A 21,617-nucleotide genomic window follows, 5' to 3' on the forward strand; every position below is an offset into this window, starting at 1 on the left:
TCAGTTATAGGCGACCGTGACATTGAAGGTGCCGGCGTAGTCGCCATCGGTCTGGTTGGCGCCCAGGGTCAGAGTGCCGCCCACCGCGAAGGTCTGCGAGGCATTCGCCGCATTGGGGAGCAGGCCCGTGGCCGTGCCGGTGGCGGCGGCGTTCTCGACCGAGGCGGTGAACCTGCTCACGGGCATGGCGGCGCCAGCGCCGGTCAGCGTCACGCTGCCGTCGGCCGGGAGGGTGATGGCGTAGGTGGCGTTGCGCTTCCCGGTCACCTTGAAGGTCGCCGCGCTGACAGAGCCGGTGGTGCCAAGGGCCGGATCGGTGGTCGTGCGGGTGTTGTTCTGGGGGTCCAGCGTCACGTCGCCGCCCGCTGTGCTCGCGAAGATGTCGCCGAAGTTCAGGCCACCATTGGTGAGGCTCACGGTGATGGGCACATAGATGCGGGCCGAGGCGGGGACGCTGGACGCCGTGGCGGTAGCGGACTGTGCGAAGGCGACCGGCGCGGCCAGAAGAAGGGCGCCCGCGAAGATACGGGAGAGCGTGTGCATAAGTGGCTCCTGGAGGTGTTTGGAGGGGCGGACGTGAGCGAGGATGCCCCATGGCTCCCTCACCTCAGACCCGAGGCATTTCCGTTAGGGTTGCATAAATAAATCGTGAATATTCATGGGAAATTTCTACTGAGTGCGGTAATTGCCCAGGAGGATCAATGCCCGGCAAATTTCTTCCGGGGCGGCCGCAGGAATGGGCCATGCATGCCCTGCCAGCCTCAGAGCCAGTCGAGTTCAGGCGGCGGCGGATCCATCTGGAGCGCCGGTGGCCGCTCCACACGCGACGCCAGGCGCGAAACCAGGCATGGCGAGCCTTCGATAGGGAGGGTGCTGGGCTAGATCAGGGATGGGCGAACACGTCATACCCCGCTTGACGGTCAGGTTCGCCCCACACCTGAGTTTTGGTTGAAAAGCCACCGGGTGCCGGGACACCGTGCATCCCGGCACCCGCGAGGTGCATTCGATAGTTCCGGCCTGGATCAGGCCATGGCGTCGATGATGGCGTTCAGCGTGGCGCTGGGACGCATGGCGGCGCCGGTCTTGGCGTGGTCCGGGTGGTAGTAGCCGCCCATGTCCACGGGCTTGCCCTGGGCCGCGATCAGTTCCTCGTTGATCTTGGCTTCGCTGCCGGCGAGCTGCTGGGCCACCTTGGCGAAGCGGACCTGGAGCTCCGCGTCCTTGGTCTGGGCAGCCAGGGCCTGCGCCCAGTAGAGGGCCAGGTAGAAGTGGCTGCCGCGGTTGTCGATCTGGCCCACCTTGCGGGCGGGGGACTTGTCGTTGTCGAGGAACTTGGCGATGGCCACATCCAGTGTCTCCGCCAGCACGCCGGCCTTGGCGTTCTGGAAGGCGTTGGCCACGTGCTCCAGGGAGGCGCAGAAGGCCGAGAACTCGCCCAGGGAATCCCAGCGGAGGTAGCCCTCCTTCTGGAACTGCTGCACGTGCTTGGGCGCGGAACCGCCCGCGCCAGTCTCGAAGAGGCCGCCGCCGCCCAGCAGGGGCACGATGGAGAGCATCTTGGCGCTGGTGCCCAGCTCGATGATGGGGAACAGGTCCGTGAGGTAATCACGCAGCACATTGCCGGTGACGGAGATGGTGTCAAGGCCCTTGCGGATGCGCTCGCAGGACACCTTCATGGCCTCCACCGGGGACAGGATGCGGATGTCCAGGCCCTTCGTGTCGTGGTTCTTGAGGTAGGTCTCCACCTTGGTGATCATCTGCGCGTCGTGGGCGCGGGCCTTGTCCAGCCAGAAGATGGCGGGGGCGCCCGTGAGGCGGGCGCGGGTGACGGCCAGCTTGACCCAGTCCTGGATGGGAGCGTCCTTGGCCTGGCAGCCGCGGAAGATGTCGCCCTCCTCCACCTTCTGGGAGAGCAGGGTGGCGCCGGACTCGTCCACGATGCGGATGGTCCCGGCGGCCGGGGCGAAGAAGGTCTTGTCGTGGGAGCCGTACTCCTCGGCCTTCTGCGCCATGAGGCCCACGTTGGGCACGCTGCCGATGGTGGCGGGATCGAAGGCGCCGTGCTTCTGGCAATCCTCGATGATGGTCTTGTACATCGTGGCGTAGCAGCGGTCCGGGATCATGGCCAGGGTGTCATGGAGCTTGCCGTCGGCGCCCCACATCTTGCCGGCATCCCGCACCACCACGGGCATGGAGGCGTCCACGATGACGTCGTTGGGCACGTGCAGGTTCGTGATGCCCTTGTCTGAGTCCACCATGGCCAGGGCCGGGTGGGTGGCGTAGACCGCCTGGATGTCCGCCTCGATCTCCGCGCGGCGGGCCTCCGGCAGGGCCTGGATCTTGGCGTAGACATCACCCAGACCGTTGGCAGTGTTCACTCCGAGCTCGCGCAGGGTGGCGTTGTGCTTCTCGAAGACCGGCTGGTAGAAGACGGATACGGCGTGGCCGAACATGACGGGATCAGAGATCTTCATCATGGTGGCCTTGAGGTGCAGGGAGAGCAGGAGGCCGTCGCGCTTGGCCGCGTCGATCTGCTCGGCGTAGAAGGCGCGGAGGGCCTTGACGCTCATCACTGACGCGTCGAGAACCTCGCCGGCCTGGAGGGGCAGCTTGTCCTTGAGGACCTTGACGGCGCCATCCGCGCCCACAAACTCGATGCGGGCGGTCGTGGCCTTGCCGAGGGTGGTGGAGGTCTCGCTACCGAAGAAGTCGCCGGCGGTCATGTGGGCCACGCGGGCCTTGGAATCCGGGGCCCAGGCGGCCATCTTGTGCGGGTGCTTCTTCGCGTAGTTCTTCACGGACAGCGGAGCCCGGCGGTCGGAGTTGCCCTCGCGGAGCACGGGGTTCACGGCGCTGCCCAGCACCTTGGCATAGCGGGCCTGGATGGCCTTCTCCACTTCCTCGGTGGGCTGCTCCGGGTAGTCCGGCACGTTGAAGCCCTGGGACTGGAGCTCCTTGATGGCGGCCTTGAGCTGCGGGATGGAGGCGCTGATGTTGGGGAGCTTGATGATGTTGGCTTCGGGCTTCAGGGCCAGGGCGCCGAGGGCGGCGAGGTTGTCGGGGACGCGCTGGGCCGGGGTCAGGTTCTCGGGGAAGTTGGCGAGGATTCGGCCCGCCAGGGAGATGTCAGAGGTCTCGACGGAGATCCCGGTGCCCTTGGTGAAAGCCTGGATGATCGGCAGCAGGGAATAGGTCGCCAGCGCGGGCGCCTCGTCGATCTCCGTCCAGATGATCTTCTGCGTGGTCATGGGCTCTCCTTATGGGCGTTTACGGCAGCGCCGGGGCCTGGACCCCCGCTGTTCCGGCACAGGGCATTCAAGGCAGGCTCCCACGGCGAAAGCCCGCCATCAAGCGGGTTTCCCTGTGGGGACGGGGATTTGGGACTTCCGTCACTCCGGTCCTGGGCAAGCCCCTCAGCCCACCACCGGCATGGCAGCTCCGGAGGCTGCCCTGACCTCGCCGCGCGCCAGGGTGAAGTCCATGCGGCCGAGGTTCACGCCCCCGAATCCGACCTGGAACACGAGGGTTTCCCCCTGGGCCTGCTTCACCTTCACCGGCGCGTCCAGGAAGGTGTGGCTGTGGCCGCCGATGATGGCATCGATGCCCGCCACTCGGCCGGGCATCCGCAGGTCATCGTGGGCGGCGTCCTTCACGTCGTAGCCCAGGTGGGAGAGGACGACCACCAGGTCCACTTTCTCGACCTCCCGGAGCCGCTTCACCACGGGTTTCAGGCTCTCGAAGGGGTCCTTCCAGATGATGCCTTCGTGGTTCTTCGGGGCCACGAGGCCCGCGAAGGCCACGCCCACGCCCGTGATGCCCACCTTCATGCCCGGGAACTCCCGGACCATGTACGGGCGGATCCGCCTGGCCAGTTCCGGCGCGCCCTGGCAATCGAAGTTGCAGTTCAGGAAGGCGAAGGGCGGGTTTCGGTGCTGAAGCTTTTCCATGGACGCCATGGCCTCCACCAGCATCTCCACGCCGTTGTCGAAGTCGTGGTTGCCCAGGGTGGTGGCGTCGTACCCGATCATCCGCATGAGCTGGTAGTCGAGCCGGCCCTTGTAGCGGTTGAAGTAGGGCGTCCCCTGGAAGGTGTCGCCGGCATCCAGCAGCAGCACGGGTCCCAGCTGGCTCCGGAGCTGCTTCACGAGGGTGGCCCGCCGGGCCATGCCGCCCTTGCCGCTGATGGCCCCGTTGCCAGGGCCGAAAGGCTCGATGCGCGAGTGGGTGTCGTTGGTGTGCAGCAGGGTGATGCGGCCCGCGGCCGGGGCCTCCGCGGCCTTCAGAGGCACCTGGGAAGCCACGGCGGCGGCACCGAGGGAGGCGAGGAAATGGCGGCGGTCCATGGGCATTCCTAGAGCTTGAATGTCTTGTCGCGGATGGCTTCCAGGATCGGCACTGGCACGATGTAGCGCCCTGGCGCGGGCGGCAGCAGGTCCTTCCCCGCCTTGCCCAGGGCGGCGCACTGGTCCAGGAGCATCTGCCGCAGGGTGACGCCCGTGGTGAACGGCTTCCGCCCCTTCTTCAGGGTGGGGATGGAGTCGCCGCCTCCGTAGAGGTAGTCCGTGGTCGCGACCTTCACCACGGTGGCGGGGTCGATGGGAGTTCCGTCTTCCCAGGTGACGATGAGTGTCGCCTGTTGGGGCGTGCCCTCGACCTTCACCTTCACGCCGGAGCAGGGCTCGCCGCCGCGGCGGAGCAGTCCCTCCTTCACCACCTGGATGACCTCGGCGCCGGTGAGCTCAATGACGATCAGCTCGTTTTCGAAGGGCATCAGCTCGAAGATGTCACCCACCTTCAGCTGTCCCGGGCGCAGGTTGGCCCGCAGCCCGCCCGCATTGGTGATGGCGAAGCGCACCGGGGCGCCGACCAGGGGCTGGGCCGCCTGGCGCATGACGTCGGAGACCCAGTAGCCCAGCAGGTTCTCCTCGCCCCGCCTCCCGCGGAACACGCCCTGGGGCGCCTGCACCAGCGGCTGGCCGAAGCTGGCCCGGATTTCCTCCGCCAGAGGCGCGATGACTTTCTGGATTTCGGGGTCATCCGGAATTGCTTCGGTGACGGGGATGACTTCGGCCTTGGCGCCCGGCGATTGGGCCGCCAGGGGAGCGGCAAGCAGGAGGGCGACCAGGGCGCTAGCTGGCGATGGCTTCACGGGACAGGTCCTTCAGGGCGGCGCGGGCGGTGCGAACGGCGGCATCATGGGCCCAGAACAGGGCGGTGGCGCGCAACAGCCAGCCCATCAGCCAGCCGTTGAGCAGGGTGACAGCCAGCTGCAGGGCGAGGAACAGGCCGACGCGGAATGGGGTCCCGCCTCCCATCCGCCAAGCCAGGACCAGCACCAGAAAGGGCAGCAGCGACCTCAGGGCCGCGCCGCCAAGGGAGAGAAGGCTCCACTGGACAGGGTGCGTCCACAACCGAACGAAACAGTCGCTCAGGTGGGCGCGGTAGCCGCGGGTCGGGCCGGCCGCGCGCCCTAGGCGGCAGAACCACCACTGGAGGTTCAGGGCCGCCACCGCCGCCATCCAGAGCAGGGGCCGGCCGAAGAAGGCGGTCCAGCCCAGACCGTCGATTCCGAGGCCTCCGAGCCAGGTCAGGACGATGTCCCCGAGCCAGGCGAGGAGCCCTATCGGAAGAAATCCGATGAGGACCGTGTCCAGGGCGCCCAGCAGCCAGGAGCCCAGCCGGGCCTTCAAGCCCGCCCGCTCCGCCTGCATGCGCCAGCCGCACCACAGGACGATCAAGAGGCCCAGGCCGAAGAGGTGCACCGTCGGGGAATTCGCCAGGCGATGCTGAAGCCCGCCGTTCTCCCACAGCTCCCAGACGTCCCGGGCGCTGATGCGCTCACCCCAGTGGCTGGGCAGGGCGCTCCAGCCCGCGGCCCGGCGCAGGTGGCCGGCCCAGCCCAGTACGGGTCCCAGGAGCACCAGCAGCCACCCGATCATGAGGCCCCAGCCCCAGCTGCTGAAGCCGCCGCGCAGGGCGGGGCGGAGGAAGCGCCAGGGATCCCTGGGCGCAAGCGAATCCTCGGTGTGGATGGTGGTGGGGCGATCCTCGGTCATGGCCGTCCGCAATCAATCCTTCATCAAACCACACTTGACAGGGCCCGCGTGGATGGGGTTACATCGGTTCCATGACGCTGTCCTCCCTGTCCCTTCGCCAGGGCTCCCTTCACGGGGCCTGGTGGTGGCGTGCGGGCTCGGACGGCTCCCTGTGCGAGGCCTAGCGGCCCACGCCAACCCGGACCTTCCGAGCCCGACCATCCGGTCGGGCTTTTTCTTTGATGTTCTCCGGTGGTTCCGCGCTTCGCGCACACCCCCGGGCCCCCACACCCCACCCGGCAAAGCCGGTCCGTGGTTTTCTCAAGGCCTTCCCATGCACCTGATCCGACACTCGCTTCCTGCGGATCTGCTTACGCCCCTCGCCGCCTACCTGGCCCTGCGCCCGGCGGGCGCCAGCCTGCTGCTGGAATCCTGCGATCAGGGCGAGCGGGTGGGGCGCCACAGCTTCGTGCTGTTGGAGGGTTCCGCCGAATGCCGCCTGCCCCCCCCGGCCCGGGGCTGGATCGAATCTCTGCGGGCCCTGGCGGGGCCGCCGCCCGCCGGCGCCCTCCATGATCCCGCCGCGGAGCTGCCAGCGTTCAAGGTGCCCCTTCCCATCGGCGTGGGCTGCGCGGGCTACCTCGGCTTCGAGGCCGTGGGGGCCATGGAATGGTCACTGCCCCAGCCCGCCCGGGACAGCCTCGGCCTTCCGGGTCTCTGGGTGCGCCGCTTCGACACGGCCCTCGTCTTCGACCACCTGCACCAGGTGGCGGAACTCCAGACGCTGGACGCGGACCCGGAGGCCGGGTTCCGCCGCCTCCGCGACCTCCGGGAGCAGCTCCTGGCGGGCGTCCGCGATCCGGGTTCCTCCGCGCCGGCTCCGCGGGCCGCCGCCCAGGTGGCCCGTGAGACCTACGAAGGCATGGTCCGCGCCGCCCAGGAGCGGATCCTGGACGGCGACGTCTACCAGCTCGTACCGAGCCAGCGATTCCGCATCGAGAATCCGCCGCAGCCCCTGGAAGCCTACCGCCGTCTCCGCCGACTGAATCCGAGCCCTTATGGCTTCCTGCTGGAGTGGGGGGACTTCTCCCTGGTGGGCGCTTCGCCGGAGATGCTGGTGCGGGTGCAGGACGGCGAGGCCGAGACCCTCCCCATCGCCGGCACCGTGCCCCGCGGCGAGAGCGCGGAGGAGGATGCGGCGCGGTTCGAGGCCCTGAAGCGCGACCCCAAGGAACTGGCCGAGCACCAGATGCTGGTGGATCTGGCCCGCAACGACCTGGGCCGCGTGGCTGTTCCCGGTGGTGTCCGGGTGGAGAAGCCCCTCGCCCTCCAGCGCACCAGCCACGTGCTGCACCTCACCACCACTGTGAAGGCCAAGCTCCGGGAGGGCGTGGATGCCCTGGACGTACTGGCGGCGGCCTTCCCGGCAGGCACCGTGAGCGGCGCCCCCAAGCTGCGCGCCTGCCAGCGCATCGCGGAACTGGAAGGGGAGATGCGCGGGCCCTACGGCGGCGTGCTGTTGCGCCTGGGGACGGATGGCGCCCTGGACACGGCCCTCATCCTGCGAACGGCAGTCTATGCGGACGGCGTCGCCCACATCCAGGCCGGCGCCGGCGTGGTGCGGGCCTCCAAGCCCGAATCCGAATACTTCGAGACCCTGCACAAGCTGGGCGCCATCGCCCAGGCCCTCGGCGTCCAGCTGCCCGGAGCCTCCCGATGATCCTCCTCATTGATGCCCTGGATTCCTTCACCTACAACCTGGTGCAGGCCTTCGAGACGCTGGGCGCCCCGGTGAAGGTCGTCCGCCACGACGCCATCACCCTCGGCGAGGCCAGGGCCCTCCGGCCCGAGGCCGTGGTGCTGTCGCCGGGGCCCGGCCACCCCACCGAAAGCCCGGCCCACATGGCCCTGGCGGGCTCGGATTGGGACATTCCCATGCTCGGCGTTTGCCTGGGCCACCAGGCCCTGGCGGCGGCCAGCGGGGGGAAGGTCATCCGCGCCCAGGAACCCCTCCACGGCGAGGCCACGCCCCTGGAACATGACGGGACGGGCCTCTTCCAGGGTCTGCCCCATGGCCTCCCCGTGGGCCGGTACCACAGCCTGATCGCCGACTCCGCCACGCTTCCCGGTTGCTGGCGCGTCACGGGCCGCAGCCCCGGCGGGGAGATCATGGCCATGGCCCACCGGGAGCTGCCCCGCTGGGGTGTGCAGTTCCATCCCGAGAGCATCCTCACGCCGGACGGTCCGGCCATGCTCGCCAACTTCCTCCGAATGGCGACGTCGCCTTCGCAGGCCATCGATTCGTTCCGATCGGCTGGGCGACATAAGGGGCCCTAAGGGGAAACCCAGAACCGCGCTGGCTTTCCCCTAACGCCCCCTAAGGAATCCCGATGACCCTTCTCACCACCCACAATCCCATCCGCCCCTTGCCTGAAACGACAGCCTCGGAGCTCATGCGCATCTTCATCGACCAGGACACGGACGCCCTGCTGGTGGGAGCCTGCCTGGCCCTGCTGGCCCAGCGGGTGCCCGAAGCCCACGAGCTCGCGGCGTTCGCGGAGGCCCTTGCCGAGGTGGCGGTGCCCTTCCCTCCGGTACCCGACAGCGCCATCGACGTGGTGGGCACGGGCGGCGATGGGGCCTCCACCGCCAACCTCAGCACCCTCACGGCACTGTTCCTCCCGGCCCTCGGCGTACCCGTGGTGAAGCACGGGAACCGTGCCGCCACCGGTGTCTGCGGCAGCGCCGACCTGATGGAGGCCCTGGGATACGACCTGGCCCGCGCCAGCGCCGACCTTTCCCAGGACCTGCAGACCCACCGATTCGCCTTCCTCTTCGCCCCAGCCTACCACCCGCTCATGGGCCGCCTGCGGGAGATCCGCCGTCGCCTGGGCATCCCCACGATCTTCAATCTGCTGGGCCCGCTCATCAATCCGGCGAACCCGCCATTGCAGCTGCTGGGTGTGGCCCGGGAGGACCTTCTGGCGCCCATGGCCGGCGCCCTGGCCCGGCGGCCGACGCTACGGCGGGCCTTCGTGATCCACGGCAAGGACGCGGAAGGGAAGGGCCTCGACGAAGCCTCCATCGAAGGCCCCACGACGATCCTGGCGGTCGCCGACGGCCGGGTGCAGGCGCCCCATGTGCTGGTGCCGCGGGAGCTGGGCATCGTCCAGCCGGTCCGGCACGCCCTGCGCGTGGCGGACCGGGCCGAAGCCCTGACCGTGGCCCGGGGGATCTTCGCTGGAGCTCGGCACCCAGACTTCCGGCCCGCCGTGGCGGACGCCGTGGCCCTCCAGGCGGCCCTGGGGCTGGCCCTGCACCGCGGCGGTTCTCTTGAGGGCGTGGATGCCAGCTTCCGCGAGATGCGAAGTGCCCTCGACAGCGGCTTCGTCCCGCCCTTTCCCGCGGCCGGGGTGAACCCGTGAGCGCCCTGCCGGAACCAGCTTCCCTGGTGCGCGGCACCGGCCTGCCGAAGAGCTCGCACCTCCAGCGGGTGCTGCTGTCGGAACTGGCTCGCCTGGCCTCGGCCGGGCCCGTGGTGGCTGCCCTCCGCGCCACCCTGGACGGTCCTGGACCCTTCGAATCGGCCCTGCGCCGGGACGCCGCGGCCCGGGGCGGCGCCGTCATCGCCGAGTACAAGCAGGCTTCACCCTCCCTCGGCCCCTTCGCCGCCGGCACGCCGCTCCAGGCCCAGCTCCAGGCCTACCGGGAAGGCGGCGCGACAGCCTATTCCATCCTGGCGGAACCGACCTACTTCCGCGGGGCGGCCGCCCACCTGGCTGCCGCGGAGGCCTTCGGCCTGCCTCGGCTTTACAAGGGCTTTGTCATCTCCGAAGCCCAGCTCGCGGAGGCCGAAGCCTGCGGCGCGGAGGCGGTGCTGCTTATCGTCCGGGTGCTGAAGGGTCACACGGCCGCCTTCCTGGAAGCCGCTCGCCGACGTGGGCTGGAGCCCCTCGTGGAGCTCCACGACCTCACGGAGGTGCCCTTTGCCCAGGAGGCCGGGGCCCGCATGGTGGGCATCAACGCCCGGGATCTCTCCACCTTCACCCTGGGCGAGCCCACCGCCGCCCCCCTTCGGATGGCCTTCCCTGAAGCGGTGCTGGTCCGTGAATCGGGTCTTGCCACGCCTGAGGATGCCCAGGCCTCCCTGCGGGCCGGCTTCGACGCCGTGCTCATCGGCGAGGCGCTCATGCGCAGCCCGGATCCCAAGGGGTTCCTGGACCGCGTCTTCGCGGACCTGCGCCAGGAGGCCCGATGAGCCTGCTGGCCAAGGTCTGCGGGCTCGTCCGGGCCGAGGATGCGGCCTTCGCCGCGGGGGAGGGCGCGGATCTGCTGGGCTTCGTGTGCCACCCACCCAGCCTTCGCCATTGTGCGGACCTGTCCGTGGCCCGGCCGTTTCTGGAGCGGGCCGTCCTCGTGATGGTCGCGGATCATGCGGAGTCCGTGCTCGAGATGGCCCGCCGCCGCGGTTTCCGGAGGGTCCAGCCCTACCTGCCGGTGTCGGAGCGGGAGCGGGGCGTCGCCCTGCTGCGCGAGGCCGGTCTCGTCGTCCTGCTGCCCTGGGCCGATGAGGCGGGTCAGGCTCCGATCACCGCGGATCTCTACCTGTGGGAGCCCAGCGCCGTCCAGACGGGTATGGTGGGAGGCTCGGGACAGAGCCATGCCATGGCCTTCCCACCGCCGGGTCCCTACCTGCTGGCGGGGGGGATGGATGGCCTCAACCTGGCGGACCGGGCCGCCGCGCTTCCGCCCAGTGCCCGCCTCGGGCTGCGGGGCTTCGACGCGGCAAGCCGGCTCGAAATCGGACCCGGACGGAAGGATCCAGCGAAAGTGGCCGCCTTCGTGGCGGCTGTGAGGCAGGAATCACGGGCAGGAAAGGGAACCCATGGCTGATGCATTCACGCTTCCCACGCGCTTCGGCGCCGAGTCCCTCGGGGGCTGCTACGCCCCGGAGACGCTCATGCAGCCTCTGCTGGACCTGGAGGCGGCCTTCCGTTCGGCCCTCGCCGACCCGGCGTTCCAGGCGGAGCTGAAGGCCGAGCTGCGCCACTTCGTGGGCCGTCCTACGCCGCTCACGGCCGCTCCCCGTCTCGCTGCGGAGCTGGGATTCAAGGCCCTCTACCTCAAGCGGGAGGACCTCACCCACACCGGCGCCCACAAGATCAACAACGCCCTGGCCCAGGCCCTGCTGGCCCGGCGCATGGGCAAGGCGGAGATCATCGCGGAGACCGGCGCGGGCCAGCACGGTGTGGCCACGGCCGCGGCCTGCGCGCGGCTGGGCCTGGCCTGCACGGTGTACATGGGCGTCACCGACATGGCCCGCCAAGCCCCGAATGTGGCCCGCATGCGGCTCTTCGGCACGAAGGTCGTGCCTGTGGAGGCGGGGCAGGGCACCCTCAAGGAGGCCGTGAACGAGGCCCTCAGGGCCTGGGCGGGCCGGTGCGACCAGGCCCACTACATCCTGGGATCGGCCTTGGGACCCCATCCCTTCCCCACGCTGGTGCGGACCTTCCAGACGGTCATCGGGGAGGAAGCCCGGGCCCAGGCGCTGGAGCAGGCCGGGGCCCTCCCCGAGGCGGTGATCGCCTGCGCCGGCGGCGGAAGCAACGGCCTGGGCCTGCTGGTGCCCTTCCTGGGGGATGGCCTGCGCCGCCTCGCGGTGGAGGCCGGCGGCCACGGCCGGGCCCTGGGCGAGCACGCAGCCCGTCTGGATGGCGGGCGCATGGGCGTGCTTCACGGCTGCAAGACACTGCTGCTCCAGGACGAACACGGCCACACGGCCGAGACCGCCAGCATCAGCGCCGGGCTGGACTATCCGGCCCTGGGCCCCGAGCTGGCCGCCCTCGCGAGGGATGGGCGGGTGGAGGTGCGCCGTGCCTCCGACGAGGAGGCCCTCGCCGGCGCCCGCCTGCTCTGCGAACGCGAGGGCATCCTGCCCGCCCTGGAGAGCAGCCATGCCCTGGCCGCGCTTCCCGCCCTCGCCGCTGAAGGCGTCGCCACGGTCCTGCTGGGCCTCAGTGGCCGCGGCGACAAGGACCTGTCCACCTACCAGTCGCGCCTGGAGATCTGACATGAACCCCCTCCTCCCGTTCCTGATGGCAGGCGATCCCAACCTCGAGGTTCTCCCGGCCCAGCTCTCCGAGGCCAGATCCCTCGGCATCGAAGCCCTGGAACTGGGTCTGCCCCATTCCGATCCCATCGCCGACGGCCCCGTGCTCCAGGCGGCCGCGCATCGCGCCATCGGACGCGGGGCCACGCCGGTTCGTGTGCTGGAGGCCTTGGCCGGCCTCACGGACAGCCCGGATCTCATCCTGTTCACCTACCTGAACCCGCTGCTCCAGATCGGCACGGAACGGCTGAAGACCTTGTTGGCCCCCACACCGGTGAAAGCCCTGCTGGTGGTGGACCTGCCCTTCGGAGAGGAGCCGGCCTTCGAGGCCGATCTGCGCGCCGCAGGCTATCCCATGGTGCCGCTGCTGGCGCCCACCACCACGCTGGACCGGGCCCGGCAGGTGCTGGCGGAGCGCCCGGATCCCGGACCGGCCGCGCCCTTCGCGCAGCGCTTCGCCTACGTGGTGGCCCGCCTGGGTGTCACGGGCGCGGGGCAGGGCACGGACCTTGCTCCGGTACGCGAGCGGGTCAGCCACCTTCGGAACCTCTCGAGCCGGCCCCTGGCCGTGGGGTTCGGGCTCGCTGATGCCGCCAGCATGGCGGCGGTGCGGACGATGGGCGCCACGCCGGTCATCGGCTCCGCGCTGGTGCGGGAACTGGCCGGGGGGAAGAGCCTGTCGGGGTGTCTCATTCCGCTCATGGATGGTGACCTATAGGTCGCAATCCTTCCTTAGGGTAGGCTCTCGGGAGTGATTGCAGGTCTGCATCGATTTGGTATTGTGGTCCATCTTCCACCTTCGGAATCGGCTGCCAACAGCCACCCACCCCCACCCGGGATTAGGAGCCATGCGCCCATGACCCACCGTTCACGCCTCACCCTCACGGCCTTGACCCTCATCGCCGCCGGCGCCTTCGCTCCCCAGGCCCAGGCCTCCGGCTTCCAGCTCCGCGAGCAGAGCCCGAGCTCCCAGGGCAATGCCTTCGCCGGCGTCAGCGCGGGGGGCAACGACATCAGCGCCCTGTTCTTCAACCCCGCGGTGATGACCCAGTACGAGGGCTGGCAGTTCTCCCTCGGCGGCACCTACGTGGGCCTGGACGTGAAGCTCGATGGCATGTCGGCCGACCGCACCCCCGCGCTCACCGCGCTCGGCTTCAACGTGTACCCCAACACCACGACGAGCCTGATACCGGTTTCGGGCCCCTCCAGCCACGGGAACTCAGGGCAGTCCGCCATCCTCCCTGAGTTCAACATCATGTACAGCGCCAGCAAGGACCTGAAGCTGGGCCTCTCGGTGAACGTGCCCTTCGGCCTCACCACCGAGTACGACGCCAACTGGATCGGCCGGTACCACGGCCTGAAGTCCGATCTGAAGGTCATCGACATCGCGCCCAGCCTGGCCTACCGGGTGAACGACCAGTTCTCCTTCGGCGTCGCCTTCATCGCCCGCTATGCCGACGCCGAGCTGACCAATGGCGTGGACTACGGCACTGCCCTGGCCCTGAAGGTCGGCTCCGGCTTGGCCGCTGCCGGCTTGTCCCCCGTGGCACCGGGCCCCACCCAGAACAGTCCCGTGGCCACTGTCGCCATGGGAACCCCGAATGCCACCTTCGGCACTCCGGGCTACGCCATCCCCGGCGCCTGGGACGGCAAGGCCGGCCTGAAGGGCAACGGCTGGGACTACGGCTGGAAGGCGGGCTTCACCTGGCAGCCCACCAAGGCCTTCCGTCTGGGCGGCGCCTACTCCGCGGCCATGACCATGACGTTGAAGGGTGATGCCACCTTCGAGTATCCCTCGACCATGCCCTCCACGGATCTGGCCGCCCTCCAGGGCGCCGGACTCCGCAATGGCAAGGGCCAGGCCGATCTCGCCCTCCCGGCCACCGCCTCCCTGGGCTTTGACTGGCAGGTGGATCCCGCCTTCTCCTTCCAGGGTGAAGTGGCCCGGAGCACCTGGTCCCGGTTCAAGGAGCTCCGCGTGAAGTTCGATACGGGCCTCGCGGATTCCGTCACGGACGAGAATTGGCGCGACACCTGGTTCTACTCCCTGGGCGGAACCTGGAAGATGGACCCGACCTGGACCTTCCGGGCCGGCGTGGGCTTCGACCAGGGCGCCGTGGACGACAACCACCGCACCCCCCGCATCCCCGACAACGACCGCAAGTGGCTCTCCGTGGGCATGAGCTACACCTTCTCCAAGAAGATGTCCCTCGATGTGGGCTACACCCACCTGTTCATCGATGACGCCAAGATCAATCTGACCTCTGCGGGCGACAACCTCACCCGGGGCAGCCTCAACGCCACCATGAAGGCCACCATCGACATCCTGGGCGCGCAGCTGCGTTACAGCTTCTAGTCTGGGACAGGCATGCAGAAGGGGCCCGGCATGCCGGGCCCCTTCTGCATGTGCGCGCGGCGGTGCGGGGCGACACCCGCGCGTTCGCTGCGGAGCTACACGCGCTCGACAGCCATGGCGATGGCGTTTCCGCCGCCGAGGCAGAGGGCAGCGATCCCGCGTTGCTTGCCGTGGCGTTCCAAGGCGTGGAGGAGGGTGGCCATGACCCGGGCGCCGCTGGCGCCGATGGGGTGACCCAGGGCCACGGCGCCGCCGTGGACGTTGATTCGGTCGGCCGGCAGCTCCAGCTCGTTCATGGTGGCCACCAGCTGCACGGCGAAGGCCTCGTTGATCTCCCAGAGGTCCACGTCCGCCACGCTCCAGCCCACCTGGGCCAGGAGCTTCCGGATGGCCTCCACGGGCGCCATGAGCACCCACTCGGGGTCCAGACCGGCGGTAGCGGCGCCGAGAATGCGCGCCTGGATGGGCAGGCCGTGGGCCTTGGCGTAGCTTTCGGTCGTCACCAGGGCGGCCGCCGCGCCGTCGTTCACGCCGGGGGCATTGCCGGCGGTGACCGTGCCGTCCTTCTTGAAGGCCGGCCGCAGCTTGGACAGGGTCTCGGGCGTGGTGTCCGCGCGCGGGCCCTCATCCTCGGCCACGATCACGTCGCCCTTCTTGCCGGGCACGGCGATGGGCACGATCTCAGCCTTGAAGGCGCCGGATTGGATCGCCGCCACGGCCTTGCGGTGGCTTTCGGCGGCCCAGGCATCCTGTGCTTCCCGGCCCACGCCGTACTTGGACGCCACCAGCTCGCCCGTATGCCCCATGTGCTGGTCCGTCATGGCGCACCACAGGCCGTCGAGGATCATGGCGTCCTTGGCTTCCGTGTGGCCCATGCGGGCCCCGGCGCGGAGCTTGGGCATGAGATAGGGCGCATTGGACATGGATTCCATGCCGCCCGCCAGGATCACGTCGTGGTCGCCGAGACGCACCGCATTGGCGGCGAGCTGGATGGCCTTGAGGCCGCTGCCGCAGACCTTGTTGATGGTGAGGGCGGAGACGCTGGAGGGCAGGCCGCCGCGCAGGGCCGCCTGACGGGCAGGAGCCTGGCCCACGCCGGCGCTGACCACATTGCCGAAGATGGCCTCGGTGGGCACGACGTCCGGCGCGGCCGCCAGAACCGCTTTCACCACTTGGGCGGCCAGATCCGGGGCCGCAAGGCCTGCAAGAGAGCCCTGGAACTTTCCGATGGGGCTGCGAAGGGCTTTGAGAATGACCGCGTGGGACATGCGAACTCCGGGGGTGTCAGCCGTCAGTGATCGGCTGAGAGCTAATTCGTGGGCTTGGGACGCCGGACGGGCGGGATGGCGGGCTCGTCGAGGGAGCTGAGATCCAGCCCCTCGAGCTTCAGGGTGGGCGGGGGGGCGAGGTAGATGTCCGGCGCCTCGTCCTGGATGTGGCGGCGGGTCCGTTCCATGAGCGTCTCCACCTCCCGGACGAACCGGGTGCGCTCCATCTTCAGGTTGCGGATCTGGACCTCGAGCTCCACCACATGCTGCTGGGCATCCCGGATGACCTCATCGGCCTTGAACTGGGCTTCCCGAAGGATGAGTTCCTTCTCCCGGTTGGCGCCGTCCAGCACGTCCTCGCGGGTGCGCTGGGCCTGGAGCAGGGTCTCCCGGAAGATGCGGTCCTGCTCCTGGTACTGGCGCAGGCGCTCCCGATTGTCGATGATCTCTTCCTTGAGCTTCTGGTTCTCGGCCAGCAGCTCCTCCCACTCCGCGGCCACCTCGTGGAGGAAGGCCCGGACCTCGGATTCCTCAATGCCCCGGAAGGCCTTCTCGAACTCCCGGCGCTGGATGTCGAGGGGCGTGTACTTCATGGTTCACCTCATGAGACCAGGGCCCGGAGAAAGACCCGCTGGATGAGCCCCAGCAGGATCACGGCGATCAGGATGTCGAAGCTGAACCCTCCGATGGATGGCACGAGGGCCCGGATGGGGTGCAGGATCGGGTCGGTGAGGGTGTGGAGCAGCCGGATCCACCGGTTCCGGGGATCGATGGGGAACCAGGACAGGATGGCCACCGCCAGGAGGAGGTAGATCATCACGTCAAGGGCGTAATAGGCGATGGAGAACAGAAGAGGCATGGGCAGGATTCCCGGGACCCGTTCATCATAGCTGCTAGTGAGGGTTCCACATGCGCATCGGCATCTCCTGCTACAGCACCTTCGGCGGCTCCGGCGTCGTGGCCACGGAAGTGGGCAAGGCCCTCGCGGCCCGGGGGCACGAGGTGCACATCCTCAGCCCCAGCGTCCCCCCGCGCCTCCTGGGTTTCGAGGACCGCATCAGCTTCCATGAGGTCCGGGCCACCACCTACCCCCTCTTCGAGGACGCCCCCTATTCCATCGCCCTGGGCTCCAAGATGGCGGACGTGGCTGAGCACCATGGCCTGCAGATCATCCACGCCCACTACGCCATTCCGCACGCGATGGCGGCCCTCCTGGCGCGGATGGCCATCCCGGGCCTGAAGGTCGTGACGACCCTCCACGGCACGGACATCACCGTGGTGGGCAGCGATCCCAGCTACCTGCCCATGGTCCGCATGGCCATCCGGGAAAGCGACGGCGTGACGGCCGTTTCCGAGTACCTCCGGGACGAAACCTACCGGACCTTCGGCGTGGCGCGCGAGATCGACGTTATCGGGAACTTCGTCGAGCCTCCGGGTCAGGAACGCCCGGATTGCAGGGCCTGGCTGGCGCCGAAGGCCACGTCGGTGCTGACGCACATCTCCAATTTCCGCGCGGTGAAGCGCGTGATGGACGTGCTGAAGGTGTTCGAGCGCGTCCGCCGGGAGATCCCGGCCCGCCTGGTGATGGTGGGAGACGGACCCGACCGCGTGGAAGCCGAAGCCTATTGCCGGGATCGCGGCTTCGCCTCGGAGGTGCGGTTCACGGGCAAGCAGCTCGACATCGGCACTGTCCTCGCCTGCTCGGACCTGTTCCTGCTGCCCAGCGCCACGGAGAGTTTTGGCCTTGCCGCCCTGGAGGCCATGGGCCACCGGGTGCCCGTCATCGCGAGCCGGGTGGGCGGGCTACCCGAAGTGGTGCGCCACGGCGTGGATGGTTTCCTGGAACCGGTCGGGGACGTGGAGGCCATGGCTGCCGACGCGGTGAAGCTCCTGCGCGACGAAAGCCTCCGCCGGAAGATGGGGGACGCGGCCAGGGAGCGCGCGCTCGGAACCTTCGCGGAAGGCCCCATCGTGGACCAGTACGAGGCCCTCTACCGGCGGGTGCTGGGCCAGGTCTGACCAGAAGCGTCCTGGAGTCAGGCTCGCGGCTTGAGCTGCCGTTCAGTCGGATGGCAATGGGAGTGGACATGGCGTGGTTGCGGATCGTTCTGATGGTGGCCCTGGGGGCGCTCCATCTGTCCGCGGACGGCTGGCGCCGCCCCATTGCGGTGCTCGGCCCGGACCAGGGCCTGCCCTCCGGCGCCATCACCTGCCTGACCCAGGATTCGGACGGGTTCCTCTGGGTCGGGACTGAAAGCGCCCTCCTGCGCTACGAAGGTGGGCACTGCCGCCGGTGGGGCCGGGAAGACGGCCTTCCCTCCGGCTTCATCCACCGGGTGCTTCCGGCCTGGGGCGGTGGCGTCTGGGTGGCCACGCTCCGGGGCCTCGTGAGGGTCCGGGAAGGCCGCATCGAGACCATCACCCTCAATGGAGCCGGGCAGCCCCCGGTCGCGGTCGCCTTGGCCTTGGGCCAGGGCGGACGCCTGTGGGCCCTGACCCAGCAGGGGCTCTTCGTCGAGGAGGAAGGCCTCCGGTTCCACCAGCGGACTGGACGCCCAGAGGGACGGGTTTTCACCCTCGGCAGCGGGCCCAGTGGCACCGTGTACCTGGGGACGGAGGCCGGCCTCAAGGCCTTCCTGCCCGACGGCTCAGAGCGCGAGTGGGGGGCGGACCAAGGCCTTCCCGCCACGGGCGTCGCCATGGTGGTGGAGGACGGCGCTGGCCGTATCTGGGCAGGGTCGGGCCGGTCCCTGGCCATGAAGGCGCCCGGGGACCTCTGGTTCACGGACGAGTCCCGGCGCCTGGGGGCGAGCCTTTCCCCCAACAGCATTCCCTTCCTCGATTCGGACGGATCGGTATGGCTGCCGACCCAGGGCGGCGCCCTCCACGTGTCCGGGTCGGAGACCACGCTGCTGGATGCCTCGGGGGGACTGCCGTTTCGATGGGTCCGCACCGTCTTCCGGGATCGGGAGGGCACGCTGTGGATCCTCGGGACGGCGCTGGCCCGGCTGCAGGGCGGGGGGCGGGTCTGGAATCACAGCCTGGGTGCGGGGATCTCTGGCGAGGTGGTCTGGTCCATCGCGCGGGACGCCCGGGGCACCTTGCTGGCGGCCACGGACAACGGGGCCTTGCGGGTGGGGACGGCAGGCCTGACCCGAATCCCCGGCACGGAGGGCCACCGCATCAAGAGCCTTGCCATGGACCGTGCGGGCACCCTCTGGATGGTCAGCACCATCGGTCCCGCCCTCTGGCTCCACCCCGGCAGCCGCCAGGCGGAGACCGCGCCCCTGGGCGATCTTGGTTTCGCCGTGAACACCGTGATGACCGACACGCAGGGACGGACCTGGCTGGGGCATGGCCGGCAGGGGGTGCTCCGCTGGGACCCCGGGGCGCGACGGCTCGTCCAGGAGGTCGCCCCCAGGGGGACCACCCCGCTCGGGGTCTTCCGCATCCGCGAGGACGGCCAGGGCCGCCTTTGGGCCGCCACCACGGCGGGCCTCTACCTCCGCGAAACCTCAGGAACCTGGAAGCTTTTCACCGAGGCAGATGGACTGAAGCCCTTCGGGCTCTATGGCCTGGCCTTCCTTCCGGACGGCAGCGCCTGGGTGCACTACCAGGAGCCACAGGGCCTCACCCGGATCCGCATCGACCAGGGGCGCCTGACTGTGCTAGAGCAGCGGGTCAAGGGGCAGGGCCTCCACTCCAACCTCCTCTACGCCGTGGAGGTGGATGCGCAGGGCCGGACCTGGGCCACCTCGGACCAGGGCCTGGACCGGGTGGATCCGCCGTTGCACATCGGCCGGCAGGAGGGCATGGTCAGCGAGGACTGCGCCATCCAGGCCCTTCTGGCCGAAGGCGGACACATCTGGGTGGGGACCGCCGCCGGCCTGGTGCGCTACGACGTCGGGCCGGATCGGCCGATGGTTCCGCCCACGGCGCACATCGTCCAGATCACCCATGGAACCCGGCGGGCCGAGCCGCCCTTCCTCGGGCTCACCCCATTCCCTCGGAGTGAAGCGACGGTGACGTTCCGCGTGGCAGCGCCCACCTACCTCGACGAATCCCAGGTCCGGTTCCAGGTGCGCCTTCTTGGTCTGGAAGACGCCTGGCGGGAAGTGGATGGCAGCCAGGTGCGATACCCCGCTCTGCCAGGTGGGCAGTACCGTTTCGAGGTCCGGGCTGCCCAGGGCGATGGGGCCTTCGGACCTGTCGTGGGCCTCGACTTCCGCGTCCTGCCGCCTTGGTGGCGCACCTGGTGGGCCATGGGGCTGGGTGGATTGGCTTTCCTTGGTCTCGGCGTCCTCACCCTGCGACTGCGCGTGGCCTCCCTCGCCCGGGGAAAGGCCGAGCTGGAGGCCCTGGTGGCCAAGCGGACCATGGAACTCCAAGCCCGGAACGCCGATCTCTCCTCGGCGCTGAGCCAGGTGAAGCAGCTCTCGGGGCTGCTCCCCATCTGCGCCAGCTGCAAGAAGATCCGCGATGACACGGGATACTGGAACCAGCTGGAACACTACATCAGCGCCCACTCCGACGCCGATTTCACGCACGGCATCTGCCCCGATTGCGCCGATGCCCTGTACCCGGAGCGTCGCCAGACCAAGCGGCATGATGGGGGCGAGCCCTCAGCGGAATGAGCGGGCTTACGACTCGAGCGCATCGAACAGCCCCGGCGTGGCCGGACGTTCCCGTTCCGGAGAGAGGGGCTGGCCAGGCTTGACCAGCGCGCCGGCGCGGATGCCCAGCAGCCTCAGTCTGCGGTTCAGGGTCACACGCCGGAGGTTCCCACGGGCGGCTTCCAGCAGGGCGGCCGCATCCGCCACGGGACAGGGCAGGGCATGGTCCCGGGTGACGGTGGTGAAATCCTCGAAGCGCAGCTTGATGCCCACGTTCTGGGCCAGGTAGCCCTTACGGTCCAGATCTCCCGCGAGCCGTTCGCAGAGGTCCCGCAGGATGCGGGAGAGCGCCTCCCGGTCCAGCCTGGGATGGAGGTCCCGCTCGAAGGTGGTCTCCCGGCTGATGGATTTGGGCTCCCGCTGGATCGCCAGGGGGCGGTCGTCCCGGCCGTTCGCCGCCTCGTGGAGCCAGGGCCCGTAGCTACGCCCAAAGTGCTCCACCAGCCACGATGGATCGGCCTTCGCGAGGTCGCCGATGGTGCGGATGCCGAGGCCCGCCAGCTTCGCGGTGGCCTTGGGGCCGATGCCGTTGACGGCGGAGCAGGGCAGGGGCCAGATGCGCGTGGGGATGTCGTCGTACCCGAGAAGGGTGATGCCGTCGGGCTTCTGGAATTCGGAGGCCAGCTTGGACAGCAGCTTGTTCGGCGTGATCCCGATGGAGCAGGTGAGACCGGTGGCCTGCCGCACGGCCGCCTTGAGGCGCTGGGCCAGCTCGAGGGAATCCCCGGGCACCTCCGTGAGGTCGATGTAGATCTCATCGATCCCGCGGTCCTCGATGAGGGGGGCAACCTCTGCCACCGCGGTCTTGAAGGCCCGGGAGGCCCGGGCATAGGCCTCGAAGTGCGCGGGCAGGAGGATCGCATCCGGCGCCAGCGCAGCCGCCTTCATGAGCCCCATCCCGCTGCGCACCCCGAAGGCCCGGGCCTCGTAGGTGGCGGTGGTGACCACGCCCCGGCCCGCGTACTCCTTCAGCCTGGGGAAGCGCCCCCCCGCGGCGGCCACGGACCGCCTCCCGCCCACCACCACGGGAAGGCCCCTCAGCTCAGGATGCTCGAGGAGTTCCACCGAGGCGAAGAAGGCGTCCATGTCCAGGTGGGCGATGCGTCTGGCGGCGGGAAGCCGGGTCTCAGGCATGCGATCCAGTTTGGCGGGATCGGCTCCGTTGACCAAGGCGGC

The 21,617-nt window shown here is 69.3% G+C and carries 19 protein-coding genes; 10 read left to right on the forward strand and 9 right to left on the reverse strand.

Annotated features, from left to right (window positions below):
- From MLJ35_RS05040 to MLJ35_RS05060, 5 genes are all read right to left on the reverse strand, one after another.
- Window positions 1-543 (reverse strand): DUF4402 domain-containing protein, encoded by a 543-nt coding sequence (locus MLJ35_RS05040; protein ID WP_243383357.1) that lies wholly within the window; start codon window positions 541-543, stop codon window positions 1-3.
- 479 nt (window positions 544-1,022) lie between these two features.
- Window positions 1,023-3,248, reverse strand: a complete 2,226-nt coding sequence (locus MLJ35_RS05045) for an NADP-dependent isocitrate dehydrogenase (protein WP_243383358.1) — start codon at window positions 3,246-3,248, stop codon at window positions 1,023-1,025.
- A gap of 165 nt (window positions 3,249-3,413) precedes the next feature.
- Complete coding sequence (locus MLJ35_RS05050; protein WP_243383360.1) at window positions 3,414-4,343, reverse strand: bifunctional metallophosphatase/5'-nucleotidase; 930 nt, start codon at window positions 4,341-4,343, stop codon at window positions 3,414-3,416.
- An 8-nt stretch (window positions 4,344-4,351) separates the two neighbouring features.
- Window positions 4,352-5,149 carry a 5'-nucleotidase C-terminal domain-containing protein gene (locus tag MLJ35_RS05055; protein WP_243383367.1) on the reverse strand — a complete coding sequence of 266 codons (798 nt, stop codon included), beginning with the start codon at window positions 5,147-5,149 and terminating at the stop codon, window positions 4,352-4,354.
- On the reverse strand, window positions 5,130-6,056 hold the full coding sequence (locus MLJ35_RS05060) for a hypothetical protein (protein ID WP_243383369.1): 927 nt from the start codon (window positions 6,054-6,056) through the stop codon (window positions 5,130-5,132). The genes MLJ35_RS05055 and MLJ35_RS05060 overlap by 20 nt, the downstream gene beginning before the upstream one ends.
- A 313-nt stretch (window positions 6,057-6,369) precedes the next feature.
- Here MLJ35_RS05060 and MLJ35_RS05065 point away from each other — a divergent pair, with 313 nt between their 5' ends.
- From MLJ35_RS05065 to MLJ35_RS05100, 8 genes are all read left to right on the forward strand, one after another.
- On the forward strand, window positions 6,370-7,755 hold the full coding sequence (locus tag MLJ35_RS05065; RefSeq protein WP_243383371.1) for an anthranilate synthase component I family protein: 1,386 nt from the start codon (window positions 6,370-6,372) through the stop codon (window positions 7,753-7,755).
- Window positions 7,752-8,372: an anthranilate synthase component II gene (locus MLJ35_RS05070; RefSeq protein ID WP_243383373.1), complete on the forward strand. Its 621-nt coding sequence runs from the start codon at window positions 7,752-7,754 to the stop codon at window positions 8,370-8,372. The genes MLJ35_RS05065 and MLJ35_RS05070 overlap by 4 nt, the downstream gene beginning before the upstream one ends.
- 53 nt (window positions 8,373-8,425) lie before the next feature.
- The gene (gene trpD, locus MLJ35_RS05075) at window positions 8,426-9,460 is read left to right on the forward strand and encodes an anthranilate phosphoribosyltransferase (protein ID WP_243383380.1); all 1,035 of its coding nucleotides are present in this window, start codon (window positions 8,426-8,428) and stop codon (window positions 9,458-9,460) included.
- Window positions 9,457-10,293: an indole-3-glycerol-phosphate synthase gene (locus tag MLJ35_RS05080; RefSeq protein WP_243383382.1), complete on the forward strand. Its 837-nt coding sequence runs from the start codon at window positions 9,457-9,459 to the stop codon at window positions 10,291-10,293. Before trpD ends, MLJ35_RS05080 begins: the two co-directional genes overlap by 4 nt.
- Window positions 10,290-10,928, forward strand: a complete 639-nt coding sequence (locus MLJ35_RS05085; RefSeq protein WP_243383384.1) for a beta/alpha barrel domain-containing protein — start codon at window positions 10,290-10,292, stop codon at window positions 10,926-10,928. Before MLJ35_RS05080 ends, MLJ35_RS05085 begins: the two co-directional genes overlap by 4 nt.
- Window positions 10,921-12,105 (forward strand): tryptophan synthase subunit beta, encoded by a 1,185-nt coding sequence (gene trpB, locus MLJ35_RS05090; RefSeq protein WP_243383385.1) that lies wholly within the window; start codon window positions 10,921-10,923, stop codon window positions 12,103-12,105. Before MLJ35_RS05085 ends, trpB begins: the two co-directional genes overlap by 8 nt.
- A 1-nt stretch (window position 12,106) precedes the next feature.
- Window positions 12,107-12,862, forward strand: a complete 756-nt coding sequence (gene trpA / locus MLJ35_RS05095) for a tryptophan synthase subunit alpha (RefSeq protein ID WP_243383392.1) — start codon at window positions 12,107-12,109, stop codon at window positions 12,860-12,862.
- 138 nt (window positions 12,863-13,000) lie between these two features.
- Window positions 13,001-14,500, forward strand: coding sequence for an OmpP1/FadL family transporter (locus MLJ35_RS05100; RefSeq protein ID WP_243383394.1), 1,500 nt, complete (start codon window positions 13,001-13,003; stop codon window positions 14,498-14,500).
- Between the two features lie 95 nt (window positions 14,501-14,595).
- Here MLJ35_RS05100 and MLJ35_RS05105 read toward each other — a convergent pair whose 3' ends face one another.
- From MLJ35_RS05105 to MLJ35_RS05115, 3 genes are read right to left on the reverse strand one after another with little or no spacing between them, the layout of a single operon-like run.
- Complete coding sequence (locus MLJ35_RS05105) at window positions 14,596-15,768, reverse strand: thiolase family protein (RefSeq protein WP_243383395.1); 1,173 nt, start codon at window positions 15,766-15,768, stop codon at window positions 14,596-14,598.
- Between the two features lie 41 nt (window positions 15,769-15,809).
- Window positions 15,810-16,361 carry a DivIVA domain-containing protein gene (locus MLJ35_RS05110; protein WP_243383396.1) on the reverse strand — a complete coding sequence of 184 codons (552 nt, stop codon included), beginning with the start codon at window positions 16,359-16,361 and terminating at the stop codon, window positions 15,810-15,812.
- Window positions 16,362-16,369: 8 nt separating this feature from the next.
- Window positions 16,370-16,627, reverse strand: a complete 258-nt coding sequence (locus MLJ35_RS05115; RefSeq protein WP_243286192.1) for a YggT family protein — start codon at window positions 16,625-16,627, stop codon at window positions 16,370-16,372.
- A 50-nt stretch (window positions 16,628-16,677) separates the two neighbouring features.
- Here MLJ35_RS05115 and bshA point away from each other — a divergent pair, with 50 nt between their 5' ends.
- Together bshA and MLJ35_RS05125 are read left to right on the forward strand one after the other, a co-directional pair.
- Window positions 16,678-17,787 carry an N-acetyl-alpha-D-glucosaminyl L-malate synthase BshA gene (gene bshA / locus MLJ35_RS05120; RefSeq protein WP_243321254.1) on the forward strand — a complete coding sequence of 370 codons (1,110 nt, stop codon included), beginning with the start codon at window positions 16,678-16,680 and terminating at the stop codon, window positions 17,785-17,787.
- A 68-nt stretch (window positions 17,788-17,855) separates the two neighbouring features.
- Entirely contained in the window at window positions 17,856-20,402 is a 2,547-nt protein-coding gene (locus MLJ35_RS05125; protein WP_243383397.1) for a ligand-binding sensor domain-containing protein, read from the forward strand.
- 6 nt (window positions 20,403-20,408) lie between these two features.
- Here the strand turns inward: MLJ35_RS05125 and dinB are convergent, their stop codons facing one another.
- Entirely contained in the window at window positions 20,409-21,575 is a 1,167-nt protein-coding gene (gene dinB, locus MLJ35_RS05130; protein WP_243383398.1) for a DNA polymerase IV, read from the reverse strand.
- Window positions 21,576-21,617: the final 42 nt, after the last annotated feature.

This window comes from Geothrix alkalitolerans, assembly GCF_022808885.1.
Taxonomy (GTDB): Bacteria; Acidobacteriota; Holophagae; order Holophagales; family Holophagaceae; genus Geothrix; species Geothrix alkalitolerans.